Raw genomic sequence first — 14,388 nt, 5'->3', positions numbered from 1 at the left:
GCATGGGAACCGGCGAGGGAACCACCCAGCAGGCACCGCAGGCGGACGCAGGCGAGCTGGAGCGCCGGCTCGCGGAGGTCACCTCGGAGCTCGCGGACCTGCGCGCCCGGGTGGACAACGCCCAGCGGCTCGCCGTCATGGGCGACTACGACTGGCACATCGAGACAGACACCAACACCTGGTCCGACCAGCTCTTCCGCATCTACGGCTACGAGCCAGGGGCCATCCAGGCGTCGTACGAGATCTTCATGCAGCACGTGCACCCCGAGGACCGGGACAAGGTCCGGGCGGTCCACCAGCACGCCTACGCCACCGGCGAGCCGTACGAGATGGTCGAGCGGATCGTGCGACCCGACGGCGAGGTCCGCTACCTCGCCTCCAACGGGCAGGTGGTCACCGACGACCACGGCAACCCGCTCCGGTTCCGCGGCACCTGCATCGACATCACCGAGCGGGTCCGCGCCGAGCAGCGCCACGAGCAGGTCGCGGTGCGCCTCGCCGGCGCCCAGCAGGCCCGCCGCCAGGCCGGCGAGCTCAACGACAACGTCGTCCAGGGCCTCACGGCCGCGTTGTACGCCGCCGAGCTCGGCGACCTGCGCCGGGCCAAGGCCTACGTGGAGGAGACCCTGGCGCACGCCTCGCGGATCCTCGACGACCTGGTGCTCGCCGGCGGCGACTCCGACCTCCAGCGCGAGGCGGCAGCTCGCATCGGCGGCTCCCCGGACGCCTGACCCCGACCCTCACCACCGAGGCCGACTGTGCCTCGCCGAACCGGCGCGTCCTTCCGGAACGTCACGCCGGCTCGGCGGGAGGGGGTCAGCGCAGGCGGGTGACCGCGATCCGGTCGCGACGGATCTGGCTGTCGGTCCAGGCGAACCGCACCCACTTCTCCGCACCGAACAGCCGCGTCTGGTCGGCGGAGAACCGCGACGTCGGGTCCTCGGACTGGCTGTAGGTCAGGATCGTGCGCGCGATCGGCGGGCCGTTGCGACGGAACGCGATCGCCTGGATGTGCGAGGAGCCGTAGGTGATCGGCTTGTAGCGGTCGTCGTTCTCCTCGGGCAGGTAGGAGGCCAGCGCGTTGGCGTTGCCGACGCTGTCGGCCGCACCGCCGCCCAGCCCGATCGGCGGGGCACCCCGGTCGCCGGCCACCTGCAGGTCGCCCCAGCGGGCGTCGAAGGCGACGCCCGCGTCGCGGACCTGGTCGATCGCGGCCTGCATGGCCTGGACGACCTGCGGGTTGTCGACGTTCAGCCCACGCGGGGTGCCGAACGGGTCGGCCGGGTCGAACGGGACCGTCCACACGGGGTCGAGCCCGACGACCGGCAGCGGCGCAGGGAGGTTGCCCACGAACGCCTCGAACAGGTGGACGCCCCGCGACGTGCGGTCCGATCGGCCGTCCCAGGCGGCCAGCGCCGCGCAGGCCTCGGTCTCACCGGTCGCCTCGCACACCTCGTCCAGCGCGCCGTCGGCACGCATGACCTCCGCGGCCATGACGCGGTTCTCGTGCTGGTGGCCCGCCAGGCTGCGCGGGGTCTCCTTCTTCCCCGCGGCGAGCCGGTCGCCGACGTACGCCGCGACCATCCGGGTGCGCATCGTGCGGGTGCACTGCTCGCAGCCGATGATCCCGTCGAAGCCCTCGAGCCGGTCGTCGTAGGACGGGGTCCAGTAGGAGTCGTTGGCGTTGTGGACCCAGCTGCGGTTGACCACGTCGGGGAGGTTGGCCGGGCCGAAGATGCCGGGTCGGGCGGCGTCCTCGTCGGCGCCCCAGGCGCACGAGCTGCCGGCGCGGGTGCCGTCGAGACCGGGGAGCCCGGCGACCTGCTCGAGGACCCGGCCCACGACCGTCATGCAGGTCGCGGCCATCTCGTCGGTGACGTGCGGGACCACCGAGTGGTCGGCGTAGAGGACGTTGCCGTCGCGGTCGGCGGCCGTGGTGTTGACCCACGGCATGCCGCCGGCGCGGTCCTGGCGGCGCAGCAGGTCCTCGACGTCGCGGGCCTTGCCCATCTCCAGGAAGGTGTCGATGGTGCGCAGGTGCTCGCCGTTGGCGTCGCGGATCGCCCAGAAGCTCGCGACGCCCCAGGGCATCAGCAGGTCGGGGGCGTCGATGACGTAGCCCTCGGGCGTGCGGTAGACGTCCTCGGTCACGGTCTCGAGGGTGCCGTCCTCACGACGCACGACGACCTCGACCTCGCGGCGCTCCAGCTCGGCCGGCCCGGCGTCGGTGAGGTACGTCGTGGGGCTGAGCGCCACCGGCGTGAGGTACTCGTAGGGGGTGAACCTGTAGGCGGTCGACACGGTGTGCGACCAGGCGACGCGGTCGTTGAAGCCGATGTTGACCACGGGCGAGCCGACCAGCGAGGCGCCGGCGACGTCGTACTCCCCCGGGATGGTCAGGTGCTGCTGGGTGAAGTGGTAGCGACCGCGCCACGGGAAGTGCGGGTTGCCGAGGATCATGCCGCTGCGGGTGCTGGTGGCCTCCGCGCCGACGGCGGTGGCGTTGGAGCCGAAGGGCCGCTCGGGGTCGCGGCCCAGGCCGGCGAGCAGGGCGTCGCGGTCGACGTCGGCGGCGCGGACCGGCAGCTCGGGCAGGCCCGGGTCGGTGGGGCTCGGAGGCGCGGCGTCGGCGATGCTGCCCATGAACACGCCGGTCGAGGCCAGCAGGTTGGCGAGGTAGACGCCGTACCAGACGTCGAGGGGGGTCGCGTCGTCGTCGATGTAGCGGGCGTCGCGGCAGGCAGGGTCGGTGATCTCGTTCTCGCGGACCCAGCGGTTGATGCCGGCGACGTAGCCCTGCACCATCTGCCGTGCCTCGCGGCCCGGTCCGCGCACGGGGTCGGCCAGCAGCTGCTCGACGACCTTGCGGTCGCGCAGGTCGGTGACCACCGTGTCGACCTGCAGGTTGGTGGCGCGCAGCGTCACCTGGTCGTCGTAGACCGCGTCCGGGCCGAGCCAGCGCGATCGCTCGCCGCGGCCGGTCAGCAGCGTGTCGAGCAGGGTGCAGGCCGACATCTCGGCGGCGGCGTACCCGCTGCCGTAGCCGAGGCCGCCGAAGTCGTCGGCGGTGATGTGCGGGATGCCGTGCTCGGTCCAGGTGATGTCGGCGGCGTAGCGGTCGCGCGAGCGGCCGCCCTGCGGCAGCTCGTCGGCTCCGGCGCGCGGGGCGGCGGCCGCAGCGGCCGCCGGGACCGCCGGCGGCGCGGCCGTGGAGGAGCCGGCTCCCGGGAGGAGGAGGGAGCCCACGACGGCGGAGGCGAGGAGGGACGCAGCGAGGGGACGCGAGGGACGCACGCAGGCACAACGCGCAGGTGTGACGGCGGTTACTGCCTGGTGTGGAGCCGTGTCACCTGGTGATCAGACGCGGCCCTGCTCCGACAGCAGCGGGAACGGGTTGAACCGGCAGCCCGAGGTGCCCTTGGACTGCTGCATCATCACCGGCGCCGGCTTCCCGGGCCCCGGGCAGGAGGGGTGCCCGAGCCCGAGCCAGTGGCCGGTCTCGTGGTTGACGACCATGTGGCGGTAGTCGCGCAGGGACCGCTTCCCGGCGTTCCAGGCCGGTGAGGCGGTGCGCCACCGGGTCTGGTTGATGATCACGTAGCGCCCCACGCGGCACGACCACGTCGAGGAGCAGACCGAGGAGAAGCTGGGCACCTGCTCGGCCGTGGCCAGCACGAGGGTGAAGGAGCCGCCGCTGGCCACCCGGCGGAAGGAGACGCCGCCGCCGCGCCAGCCACGCGGGTCGTCGTAGGTCTCCTGGGCGAGCCGCGCGAACTCCTTGACGCTGGCCGTCACCGGCCCGCGCGTGGCGATGCTGTAGGTGACCGAGCGCTGCACGTCGACGCGGTGCCGCACCGGGTCGGTGCGCACCGACCGCGCGGTCGCGCGCTCGTGGCCGGGCGCGGTGGCCGTGACCTCGACCCGGACGCGGTGGCCGACGTCGCCGGGCTGGATGCGGTAGGTCGCCTCGCGGGCGCCCACGATCGGGTCGCCGTCGCGCAGCCAGCGGTAGCTGACCTTCGTCGGGTCGGTCCGCCAGCGGCCGGAGGTGGCGGTCAGGGTGTGGGTGAAGCGCTGGGTGCCACGGACCTTCGGCTCGCCGCGCAGCACCATCTCCGCACGAGCGACGCGCTCGGTCGGCTCCGAGAGCGCCACGGCGCTGTCGCCGTCGCCGTCGGTGGCTGTCACCTCGACCTGGAGCCGGCTGCGCAGGTCGTCGAGGTCGAGCTCGTAGGTCGCCTCGCGCTCGCCGCGCACCGGTTCGCCGTCGCGCAGCCAGCGGTAGGTGAAGGTGAGGGGCTCCTCCGGCTCGGCGGTGGACCACTCCCCGTCGGTGGCGCTCAGCACCTCGGCGTACGTCGGCTCGCCGGTGACCACGGGGGGCACGACGCTCGTGACGGCGCCCGGTTCCTCCTGCGCGGGGGCGGCGACGGGCAGCAGGACGAGCCCCGCGAGGGCGGTCGCGGCCACGCTGACGCAGAGCGTCAGGCCCAGAGCTGCCCCTCGAGCCGGTCCTCGGCCTCGTCGATGGTGCCTTCGTACGCCCCGGTGCTGAGGTACTTCCATCCGCCGTCGCACACGATGAAGGCTATGTCAGCTGATGCACCCGCCTTGACCGCCTTGGCCGCCTGGCCCAGCGCGGCGTGCAGGATCGCGCCGGTGGAGACCCCCGCGAAGATCCCCTCGAGCTCGAGCAGCTCGCGCACCCGACGCACGGCGTCGCGCGGACCGACCGAGAACCGGGTGTCGATGAGGGAGGCGTCGTACAGCTCGGGGACGAAGCCCTCGTCGAGGTTGCGCAGGCCGTAGACCAGCTCGCCGTAGCGCGGCTCGGCGGCGACGATGCGCACGTCGGGCTTGGCGCGGCGGAAGAAGCGGCTGACGCCCATGAGGGTGCCGGTGGTGCCCAGGCCGGCGACGAAGTGCGTGATCGAGGGCAGGTCGGCCAGCAGCTCGGGACCGGTGCCCTCCTCGTGCGCCAGGGCGTTGGCGGGGTTGCCGTACTGGTAGAGCATCACCCAGTCGGGGTGCTCCTCGGAGATCCGCTTGGCCACCCGCACGGCCTCGTTGGAGCCGCCGGCGGCCGGGCTGGAGACGATCTCGGCGCCCCACATGCGCAGCAGCTGGCGACGCTCCTCGGAGGTGTTCTCCGGCATCACGCACACGATCCGGTAGCCCTTGAGCTTGGCCGCCATCGCCAGCGAGATGCCGGTGTTGCCCGAGGTCGGCTCGAGGATGGTGCACCCGGGTCGCAGGGTGCCGTCCTTCTCGGCCTCCTCGATCATCCGCAGCGCCGGGCGGTCCTTGACCGAGCCGGTGGGGTTGCGGTCCTCGAGCTTGGCCCACAGGCGCACGTCCGGGCTCGGCGAGAGCCGCGGCAGCCCGACGAGGGGCGTGCCGCCGACCGAGGCGAGCAGGTTGTCGTAGCGCATGTGTGGGTGTTCCTGTCAGCTCACTGGGTCTCGACACGCGGGTCACGGCTTCGCAGGCTCAGCCGTGCCGCTCGCTCGACCACCATCAGCGGATCCGCTGGCGCGTCTCCGCTCAGCCTCCGGCGACGGCCGGCAGGACGACGACCTGGTCGCCGTCGGAGAGCGGGGCCTCGAGGCCGCCCAGGAACCGGACGTCCTCGTCGTTGATGTAGATGTTGACGAAGCGGCGCAGGTCGTCGGCGCCGTTCTTCTCCTCCACCAGGCGGTCCTTGAGGCCGGGGTGCTTGGCCTCGAGGTCCTCGATCAGGGCGGCCAGGCTGCCACCGTCGCCGGTCACGGCCTTCTCGCCACCGGTGTAGGTGCGGAGGATGGTCGGGATACGGACCTCGATGGACATGGTGCTCCTCTTCTGGGGGACGTGCGGATCGTGCGTCGGGGCCGGGGTGGTCAGCCGAGCGAGGGGACGACGGTGACCTCTTCCTCGGTCACCTCGCCGTCGACGATCCTGTAGGACCTGAACTCCACGGGCGCGTCGTTATTCCCGCCGCCCGCCTCGGCCCACTCCTTGGTCGAGACCAGGACGTAGTGGGCGCCGGGCTCGCTGGCCAGGCCGATGTCGGTGCGGCTGGGGTAGGCCTCGGTGGCGGTGTGGGAGTGGTAGATCACGACCGGCTCCTCGTCGCGGTCCCACATCTGCTTGTAGAGCGCGAGCAGCTCGGTGGAGTCGAACTCGTAGAACGTCGGGCTCCCGGCGGCGTTGACCATCTCGACGTGCCGCTCGGGGCGGTCGCTGCCCTCGGGGCCCGCGACGATGCCGCAGGCCTCGTCGGGGTGGTCTCGCTTGGCGTGCGCGACGATCGCGTCGTACGTCGCCTGGTCGATGGTCAGCACGCCGACCAGCCTAGGCCGACCCCCCGGTCGGACCCTCATCCGCCCGGGACCCGGGACGGTCCGGGCCCGCACCGGGACGCGTCAGCGGCTGAGCGCGCCGACCAGGGTCTCCTGGAGGTAGCCGACCCAGTCGTAGATGTCGTGCGCCTGGGCGCGGGGGTCGTCCTCGGGCAGGCCGTACCAGTAGTCCTCGTCGCCGTCCTCCACACCGAGGCGGGTGGCCAGGGCCAGGCGGATGTCGGTGAAGGAGCGCATCCAGGTGTGCGCGGTGCCGGCGTCCATCTCCACGTCGATGGTCAGCCCGTCCTCGGTCAGCTCGTCGGGGAGCCCGGCTTCCTCGAGGGTGTCGATGATGGTCGCGGCCGCCCGCGCCTTGCCGTCGCGCAGGGCTCCCTCGGTGAAGCGGCGGAACTCCCCGGCCGCCTCCTCGTCGTCGGGGTAGGCGGTGGGGAAGAGCCGGGCCAGCACCGGGTCCTCGGGCTCGGTCGTGGGACCCGTGAAGTCCATCAGCGCCTCGAACGGGTCGCGGTCCTCCGGCACCGCGGCCTCGCTGTGCAGCAGCTCGACGAGCTGGGAGGCCAGCGAACGCAGGAGGTCGGCCTCGAACCCGGTGAACGTGGCGATGACGTGCCCGCTGCGGCGGTGGCGCTGGAAGGCGCTCACCCGGCCGCTCCCTCGTGCGGGGTCACGGCTGGTCCTCGCGCTGCATGGTGGCCCACAGGCCGTACTCGTGCATCGCCTGGACGTCGCGCTCCATCTCCTCGCGCGAGCCCGTCGAGACGACGGAGCGCCCGTCCTCGTGGACCTCCATCATCAGCTTCTCGGCCTTCTTCTTGGAGTAGCCGAAGTGGTGCTGGAAGACGTAGGTGACGTAGGACATCAGGTTGACCGGGTCGTTCCACACGATCGTCACCCAGGGCGTCGCGGGCCGGACCACGACCTGGTCGAGGACGTCGGGGTCGAGGGTGGGCTCCACCTCGACCGGGCTGGGCGCGGGCACGTTTCCCATGCTTCCACATCCCGGACCACCCGGCGGCTTCGCGGAGGGGCACCAGAGGGGTGGCCTCGCGCCCGGCGTCGTACGTCGTCGGGCGGCACGCGCCGCACTAGGGTCCGGTCATGACAGAGACCCCCTCCCCCGCGCCCGCCGCCGCGCCCGCTGCCGTGCCCGGGCTGCTCGTCGACCTGGCCGACGGCGTCCTGCGGCTGACCTTCGACCGGCCCGAGGTCTTCAACGCCCTCTCCGGCGAGGTCGCGCTCGCCCTGGCCGACATCCTCGAGCAGGTCCCGGCGCGCGACGACGTACGCGTGGTGGTGCTGACCGGCACGGGCATGGCCTTCAACGCCGGGGCCGACATCTCCGGGGAGGACGCGCACGAGAAGTTCGACGTGCGGGCGATGGACGTCACCAACCGGATCATCCGCGCGATCGTCGCCTGCGACCGGCCGGTGCTGGCCGCGGTCAACGGCATCGCCGCGGGTGTGGGCTGCGGCATCGCCCTGGCCGCCGACATCGTCGTGACCGCCTCGTCGGCGTCGTTCCTGCTGGCCTTCGCCCGCATCGGCTTCATGCCCGACGGCGGAACCTCCGCCACCGTCGCGGCGGCGGTCGGCCGGGCCCGCGCCATGCGGATGGCCCTGCTCGCGGAGCCGCTGTCGGCGCAGGAGGCGTACGACGCCGGGCTGGTGACCCACGTGGCCAGCGACGAGGAGTTCCCCGCGCTGGTCGAGACGCTCGTGCGCCGCCTCGCCAGCGGTCCGCCGCTGGCGCTCGCCGCCACCAAGAAGGCAGTCAACGCCGCCACCCTCCTCCCGCTCGAGGACGCCCTCGAGCGGGAGCGGACCGGCCAGGTCGTGCTCATGCGCACCGCCGACGTCGCCGAGGGGATGCGGGCCTTCTCCGAGCGGCGCAAGCCGGTGTTCCGCGGAGAGTAGGCGGCCGGCTCGGTGCGGCAGGCGCGAAGGTCCGGCTGGTACCGGCTGGAACTTTCGGCGTACGGCTGAACCTTCGCCCGTACGCCGAAAGGTTCAGCGGGTACCGGCCGAACCTTTCCCGCCCACACCCCAACAACCGTTTGACAGTACGCCGCTAGACAGTGTCCACTACTCCCCAACAACTCTTGGAGGGTGATCGTGGACGACACGACGGCGCAGGCGCGCGAGCAGCAGATCAGCGCGATGCGCGCGGTGGCGCACCCGGTGCGGCTGCGGATGCTCTCGCTGCTGACCGGGACGGCGATGAGCGCGGCCGAGGTGGCCCGCGAGTTCGACCTGACCCACGCCAACGCCAGCTACCACCTACGACTGCTCGCCGACGCGGGCGAGATCGTCGTCGACGGCGAGGAGAAGGTTCGCGGCGGCACCGCCAAGCGCTACCGCTACCCGCACGAGCGAGACCTGGCCCCACTCGCGCCCGGCGCTCCGCACCCGACGGTCGACCCCGAGCACCGCGCGCTCTACGTGCGGGCGATCGGCACCGAGCTCGAGCGCCGCACCCTGGCCCGCGAGCCCGGCACCCGCGGCAGCAGCAGCGACCTCGAGGGCTGGGTCGACCCGGCGGCGTGGGAGGAGGCTGCGGCGCTGGTCGAGCGCGCCAGCGCGCTGCTGCACCAGGCCAACCGGCCGCCGCGCACCGAGGGCACGGTGCACGTCTCGTTCACCGCTATCGCCTTCCAGATGTCCGCGCCGGACACCCCCGACCTGACGCCCACCGCCGACCACGAGGACCCCGCATGACGACCTCCGAGGCCCTCGCCCCGCTGCGCGAGCGCAACTTCCGCCTCTACTTCTCCAGCCGGGTCGTCAACCTGCTCGGCAGCCTCATGGCCCCGGTGGCGCTGGCTTTCGCGGTGCTCGAGATCAGCGACTCCCCCACGGCGCTGGGCGTGGTCCTGGCTGCGCACAGCATCCCGATGGTGGCCTTCCTGCTGGCCGGCGGCGTGCTGGCCGACCGGTTCGGCCGGACCTTGGTGATCCAGTCCTCCAACGTCGTGGCGGGGCTGACCCAGCTGGCGATCGCGGCGCTGGTCGTCTCCGGCACCGCCGAGATCTGGCACCTGGTCGTGCTGACCGCGGTCAACGGCGTCGCCGCGGCCGCCGCGCTCCCGGCGCTGGCGAGCGTGCTGCCCCAGCTGGTGCCACGCGAGCAGCTCCAGCAGGCCAATGTGCTGGTCTCGATGGTCCGCTCGGGGCTCTCGGTGCTCGGCCCGACGATCTCCAGCCTCATCGTCGTGGGCGTCGGCCCCGGCTGGGCGCTGGCGGTCGACGGCGTGGCCTACCTCGGCGCCGCCGCGCTGCTCGCGCCGATCCGGCTGCCCCGCCCGGTGCGGGCGGCGGGAGGCTCGGTGGTCCGCGACCTGCGCGAAGGCTGGGGGTACTTCCGCTCCACCACCTGGCTGTGGGTGGTCGTGCTGGCCTTCTCGGTCATCTGCGCGGTCCACCAGGGCGGCTTCTTCACCCTCGGTCCGGTGCTGGCCAAGGACACCGCGATCGGTGAGCGCGGCTGGGGCCTGATCCTCTCCGCCGAGGCACTGGGCCTGCTGGTGACCGGGCTCGTCCTGCTGCGCCTGCGCCTGGAGCGGCCGCTCTTCTGGGGCATGCTCGGCACGGTGCTGTACGCCGCCCCGCTGGTCGCCCTCGGTGTCACCGACTCGGTGCTGCTGGTGGTGCTCGCGGCCTTCGTCGCCGGCGCCGGCATCGAGGTCTTCGGACTGGGCTGGCAGCTGGCCATGCAGGAGAACGTCCCCGACGACATGCTCAGCCGGGCCTTCTCGTTCGACGCCCTCGGCTCCTTCGCCGCGATCCCGCTCGGACAGCTGCTGGCCGGCCCGCTGGCGCTGGCTTTCGGGCTGCAGCCGGTCATGCTCGTGGCGGGCCTGTCGCTCGCTGCAGTGGCGCTGCTGACGCTGCTCTCGCCCTCGGTCCGGGACCTGCAGCGCGCGGACGCGGCCGTCGGCGTACCGGCTCCGGCGCCTGCCACCTGAGCCCCGACCCGTCAGGCCCGGCCGCCGCTCAGCACCACTTCTCGACCAGCGCGGCCACGACGGTCGGGGCGCGCCAGGTGGACGTGGTGCCCAGGCAGCGCTCGAGCAGGGGGTTGGTGATCTTGGTCCCGTGGATGCCGTCGGAGCTCACCAGCAGGTGGACAGCACGCCCGCCGACCTCGAAGCGTTCCCCCGGCTGACCCCGCTCCCTCAGCAGCGCGAGGCCCTCCTCGCTGGGCTCGTCGCGCAGCAGCGCCACGTAGTGCTGGCCGTCGTGGCGGTGGGTCTGCGCGTGCTGGTGCACCTCGCGCAGCTCGGCCTGGGAGTAGACGATCGTCGGCACCTCGAAGCCCCGGTCGGCGAGGTAGGCCTGCTCCAGCGCTGACTCGATCCGGGTGCGAGAGCGCATCGTGGTGCCCAGCCGGACGTTGCCGGTGTTGATGTGCGTCGCGACGTCGTCGAAACCGGCAGCCTCGGTGGCCGCGACGATCGCGTCCTTCGGGAACTTCCGCTTCGCGCCGAGGTTGATGGCCCGGAGGAACGCCACGTACGTCGCCATGCGGGTCATCCTGCCCACCCGGAGGCGCGCACGTCCCGGAGACTGCACGTCCCGTCCGCAGGAGACGTCTCAGACGCGACTGCGCACGACCACCGTTCCGGCTGCCTTGTCGTGCAGGCCCTGGCGCCGCTCGTCCCACAGCGGCCACAGCCCCGCGAGGATCACGTAGAGGCTGACCAGCCACCCGAGGAACGGCACGACCGAGAGGATGCCGACGCCGTAGAACGTGGCCCACCGCACCAGCACCACCCGCCACGACAGCGGCCCGCTCGCGGGCTCCCAGGTGCTGACCTCGACGCCGACCGCGCGCATGCCCAGGGTCGAGCTCCGCCGGCGGAGCTGGGCGGCGTGGTAGACCAGCCCGACCAGCAGCGTGATCAGCGTGAGGACGACCAGCGGTCCGGCGATGTCGGCGTAGAGGTCGAGGCTGTCGACGGAGCTCGTGCGGCCGGCCTCGGCCGCGGACGTCAGCTCGTCGAGGAAGGCGGCGTACTCGCGGACCACCTGGATCCACCACGGGATGCCGAGCACGGTCGCCACGGCCCCCACGACCAGGGAGTCGATGACGTAGGCGCCGAGTCGGGAGCCCCAACCGGCCAGCGGCCGACCGTCGGGGGTCGTCGGGACGGCGGGCGCGCCCCCGAGCGCGGGTGCGCCCGAGGCGGGCGGTGCGGCGTACCCCGTCCACTGCTCACCGTCGTACCAGCGGAGGCCGGCGCCGCCGGCGGGGTCGGGGTACCAGCCCTGGGGAGAGGTCATGGGCGCACCCTTCCCCGTCGTGGGGCCGACCGCACCTCGACCGTCGGCCACCTGTGGACAAGCACACGCCCGCCGGACCATCGGGTCCGGGCGGGCGTGGCTACCGGCAGCGGCGGCCGGGAGGGGTCAGCTGGCGACCGCGGTGGCGGTGTCGACCGAGATCTTCGCGACCCCGACGAGCAGCTGGTCGGTCACGGCCTTGGTGCCGAAGGTCTTGTTGAGCAGGGCGGCCGCGGGGCCGGAGACGAAGACCTTGGTGCCCTCGAGGATGGCCAGGTCGCCCTCCATCTGCACTGGCATGAGGGTGCGCCCGTCGAGGCGGAAGAGATAGGCGTTGGGGACGGCCACCTTGCCGTTGACCGCCACGTCGCCGTAGACCCGCGAGATGCCCGGGTCGACGATGAAGTTCGACAGGCGCACCGTCGTGCCGCCCGCCGCCAGGGTCAGGCCCGAGCCCTCGTGCTGCAGCTGCCCGATGACGTACGGCGAGACCTCGCCCGGGGTGTAGAGGCCGACGTTGCCACCGGTGATGGGGAAGACGAGCGAGCCCTTGACCAGCTTGCCGCCGCCCACGGTCCCGGGCGTCAGGCCGAGGTCGCCGAGGGCACCGACGAAGCCCTCGTCGAGCGCGATCGCGGTGGTGTCGCCCTTGATGGCGGCCAGCTCGACGTTGGGACGGATGGGCCCGTCACCGGCGCCGTCGCTGTCGTCGCCGCAGGCGGCGAGGGGCACGGTGAGCGCAGCGAGGACCGCTGCCTGGGCGAGGAGACGACGAGCGGAGGGGCGCATGGCAAGGGTCCAATCAGGTGGGGGGTCACCTGGGCTTCGTCAGCCTCACCCGATCGGATGGGAACGCCCGCACCGGGCTGGACCGCAGCGGCCGAGAGCCGGGCCTCAGAGGTTGCCGCGGCGCTCCTGCTCGCGCTCGATCGCCTCGAACAGCGCCTTGAAGTTGCCCTTGCCGAAGCCGAGCGAGCCGTGCCGCTCGATGAACTCGAAGAAGACCGTGGGGCGGTCGCCCATCGGCTTGGTGAAGATCTGGAGCAGGTAGCCGTCCTCGTCGCGGTCCACGAGGATGCCGCGCTGCTTCAGCTCCTCGATCGGCACCCGCACCTCGCCGATCCGCGCGCGCAGGGCCGGGTCGTCGTAGTAGGAGTCGGGGGTGTCGAGGAACTCGATGCCGTGGTCGCGCAGCACGTCGACGGTGCGCAGGATGTCGCCGGTGGCCAGGGCGATGTGCTGGCAGCCGGCGCCCGCGTAGAACTCGAGGTACTCGTCGATCTGCGACTTCTTCTTGGCGATCGCCGGCTCGTTGAGCGGGAACTTCACCCGGTGGTTGCCGCTGGCGACCACCTTGCTCATGAGCGCGGAGTAGTCGGTGGCGATGTCGTCGCCGATGAACTCGGCCATGTTCGTGAAGCCCATGACCTTGTTGTAGAAGCCGACCCACTCGTCCATCCGGCCGAGCTCGACGTTGCCGACGCAGTGGTCCACGGCCTGGAAGAGCCGCTTCGGCTGCCCCTCGCGGCGGGTGGCGGTGGAGCTGCGGGCGACGAAGCCGGGCAGGTAGGGGCCGGAGTAGCGGCTGCGGTCGACGAGGGTGTGGCGGGTCTCGCCGTACGTCGCGATGGCGGCCGTGCGCACGGTGCCGTGCTCGTCGGAGACGTCGTGCGGCTCGACCAGGATCGTGGCCCCCATGGCGCGGGCGTGGTCGATGCAGCGGTCGACGTCGGGCACCTCCAGGGCCAGGTCGACGACGCCGTCGCCGTGTCGGCGGTGGTGGTCGAGCACGGGGCTGTCGGGGGTGACGCCGCCGGTGAAGACGAAGCGGGCGCTGCCCGAGCGCAGGACGTAGGTCTTGTCCTCGCGGTGGCCGGTCTCCGGGCCGCGGTAGGCCTCGAGCTCCATCCCGAGCGCCAGCTGGTACCACCCGGCGGTCTGGGTGGCGTTGCCGACCACGAAGACGACCGCGTCCATCGCGGTCACCGGGAAGGGGTCGCGACTGGCGTCGTACTCCACGAGTCCGACCAGCTCCTTGAGCTGCTCGAGGGAGAGGTCGGCCTTGAGCTCGTCGCGGGTCAGCGTCATGGCGCGATCGTGGCGTGGGCCACGCAGACTGTGCAACAGTCAGGGCTGTCACTGGTCAGGTTGTCCAGTAGGAGGGGTCGGGATGGACGAGCTGGACGTCAGGTTGATCGAGCTGTTCACGGACGAGCCGCGCGTGGGGGTCCTGGAGGCGTCGCGGCGGCTCGGCGTCGCCCGCGGGACGGTGCAGGCGCGGCTGGACCGCCTCACCGCGCGGGGCGTCGTCACCTCGTGGGGGCCACAGCTCTCTCCCGAGGCGCTGGGCCACCCGGTGACGGCGTTCCTGACCCTCGAGATCCGCCAGGCGTCGGCCGAGTCGGCCGGGGACGGTCGCGCTGCTGGGGCGGTCGCTGACGTCGTACCCCCCGAGCGGGGGCACGACGTCGTCGGCGCCCACCTCGCCGCGATCCCCGAGGTGATCGAGGTGCACACCACCACCGGCGCCGGGGACCTGCTGGCCCGGGTCGTGGCGCGCTCCAACGCCGACCTGCAGCGCGTCATCGACCGGGTCCTCGCCCACCCCCGGATCACCCGGTCCTCGACCGTCATCGCGCTCGAGACGCAGGTGGCGCACCGGGTGCTGCCGCTGGCCCGGGCTGCGCTGGGGGCGGCTGACGCGGGGTAGTCCGAACGCTTTTTCACCCTCAGCTCGAGCTGAGGGTGAAAAAGCGTTCGGACT

At 72.6% G+C, this 14,388-nt stretch carries 16 protein-coding genes; 5 read left to right on the top strand and 11 right to left on the bottom strand.

What is annotated here, in order from left to right; translation table 11 throughout:
* Window positions 1–2: 2 nt before the first annotated feature.
* Window positions 3–731, top strand: a complete 729-nt coding sequence (locus Q1V71_RS15360) for a PAS domain-containing protein (protein WP_300644873.1) — start codon at window positions 3–5, stop codon at window positions 729–731.
* 85 nt (window positions 732–816) lie between these two features.
* On the opposite strand, the gene Q1V71_RS15355 is transcribed toward Q1V71_RS15360, so the two are convergent.
* The 7 genes from Q1V71_RS15355 to clpS form a co-directional block, all read right to left on the bottom strand.
* Window positions 817–3,246 (bottom strand): penicillin acylase family protein, encoded by a 2,430-nt coding sequence (locus Q1V71_RS15355; protein WP_300644871.1) that lies wholly within the window; start codon window positions 3,244–3,246, stop codon window positions 817–819.
* A gap of 111 nt (window positions 3,247–3,357) precedes the next feature.
* Complete coding sequence (locus Q1V71_RS15350; protein WP_300644870.1) at window positions 3,358–4,470, bottom strand: DUF3152 domain-containing protein; 1,113 nt, start codon at window positions 4,468–4,470, stop codon at window positions 3,358–3,360.
* 14 nt (window positions 4,471–4,484) lie between these two features.
* Window positions 4,485–5,432: a PLP-dependent cysteine synthase family protein gene (locus Q1V71_RS15345; RefSeq protein ID WP_300644868.1), complete on the bottom strand. Its 948-nt coding sequence runs from the start codon at window positions 5,430–5,432 to the stop codon at window positions 4,485–4,487.
* Window positions 5,433–5,544: 112 nt separating this feature from the next.
* On the bottom strand, window positions 5,545–5,829 hold the full coding sequence (locus tag Q1V71_RS15340; protein WP_300644867.1) for a MoaD/ThiS family protein: 285 nt from the start codon (window positions 5,827–5,829) through the stop codon (window positions 5,545–5,547).
* A 50-nt stretch (window positions 5,830–5,879) separates the two neighbouring features.
* Entirely contained in the window at window positions 5,880–6,323 is a 444-nt protein-coding gene (locus tag Q1V71_RS15335) for a M67 family metallopeptidase (protein ID WP_300644866.1), read from the bottom strand.
* Between the two features lie 81 nt (window positions 6,324–6,404).
* Complete coding sequence (locus tag Q1V71_RS15330; RefSeq protein ID WP_300644865.1) at window positions 6,405–6,986, bottom strand: DUF2017 domain-containing protein; 582 nt, start codon at window positions 6,984–6,986, stop codon at window positions 6,405–6,407.
* Between the two features lie 22 nt (window positions 6,987–7,008).
* Window positions 7,009–7,323: an ATP-dependent Clp protease adapter ClpS gene (clpS, locus tag Q1V71_RS15325; RefSeq protein WP_300644864.1), complete on the bottom strand. Its 315-nt coding sequence runs from the start codon at window positions 7,321–7,323 to the stop codon at window positions 7,009–7,011.
* A 119-nt stretch (window positions 7,324–7,442) separates the two neighbouring features.
* Here clpS and Q1V71_RS15320 point away from each other — a divergent pair, with 119 nt between their 5' ends.
* The 3 genes from Q1V71_RS15320 to Q1V71_RS15310 all read left to right on the top strand — a co-directional run bounded on the left by Q1V71_RS15320 (window position 7,443) and on the right by Q1V71_RS15310 (window position 10,306).
* Window positions 7,443–8,258 carry an enoyl-CoA hydratase-related protein gene (locus tag Q1V71_RS15320; RefSeq protein ID WP_300644863.1) on the top strand — a complete coding sequence of 272 codons (816 nt, stop codon included), beginning with the start codon at window positions 7,443–7,445 and terminating at the stop codon, window positions 8,256–8,258.
* A gap of 198 nt (window positions 8,259–8,456) precedes the next feature.
* Window positions 8,457–9,059, top strand: coding sequence for a helix-turn-helix domain-containing protein (locus tag Q1V71_RS15315; protein WP_300644861.1), 603 nt, complete (start codon window positions 8,457–8,459; stop codon window positions 9,057–9,059).
* Window positions 9,056–10,306, top strand: coding sequence for an MFS transporter (locus tag Q1V71_RS15310; RefSeq protein WP_300644860.1), 1,251 nt, complete (start codon window positions 9,056–9,058; stop codon window positions 10,304–10,306). The genes Q1V71_RS15315 and Q1V71_RS15310 overlap by 4 nt, the downstream gene beginning before the upstream one ends.
* Window positions 10,307–10,334: 28 nt before the next feature.
* Here the strand turns inward: Q1V71_RS15310 and Q1V71_RS15305 are convergent, their stop codons facing one another.
* The 4 genes from Q1V71_RS15305 to hppD all read right to left on the bottom strand — a co-directional run bounded on the left by Q1V71_RS15305 (window position 10,335) and on the right by hppD (window position 13,712).
* Window positions 10,335–10,865 (bottom strand): DUF1697 domain-containing protein, encoded by a 531-nt coding sequence (locus Q1V71_RS15305; protein WP_300644858.1) that lies wholly within the window; start codon window positions 10,863–10,865, stop codon window positions 10,335–10,337.
* Between the two features lie 69 nt (window positions 10,866–10,934).
* Window positions 10,935–11,624, bottom strand: coding sequence for an RDD family protein (locus Q1V71_RS15300; RefSeq protein ID WP_300644856.1), 690 nt, complete (start codon window positions 11,622–11,624; stop codon window positions 10,935–10,937).
* Window positions 11,625–11,750: 126 nt separating this feature from the next.
* A complete protein-coding gene (locus Q1V71_RS15295; protein WP_300644855.1) occupies window positions 11,751–12,413 on the bottom strand; it encodes a hypothetical protein in 663 nt (220 codons plus the stop codon).
* 105 nt (window positions 12,414–12,518) lie between these two features.
* Window positions 12,519–13,712 (bottom strand): 4-hydroxyphenylpyruvate dioxygenase, encoded by a 1,194-nt coding sequence (hppD, locus tag Q1V71_RS15290; protein ID WP_300644853.1) that lies wholly within the window; start codon window positions 13,710–13,712, stop codon window positions 12,519–12,521.
* An 82-nt stretch (window positions 13,713–13,794) separates the two neighbouring features.
* Between hppD and Q1V71_RS15285 the strand changes: the two genes are divergently transcribed.
* The gene (locus Q1V71_RS15285) at window positions 13,795–14,334 is read left to right on the top strand and encodes an Lrp/AsnC family transcriptional regulator (RefSeq protein ID WP_300644851.1); all 540 of its coding nucleotides are present in this window, start codon (window positions 13,795–13,797) and stop codon (window positions 14,332–14,334) included.
* The last annotated feature ends 54 nt before the right edge of the window (window positions 14,335–14,388 follow it).

The sequence above is a fragment of the Nocardioides sp. genome, assembly GCF_030149505.1.
Taxonomy (GTDB): domain Bacteria; phylum Actinomycetota; class Actinomycetes; order Propionibacteriales; family Nocardioidaceae; genus Nocardioides.
Note: the sequence above shows the minus strand (reverse complement) of the source record. Positions and strands in the feature narration are given on the sequence as shown.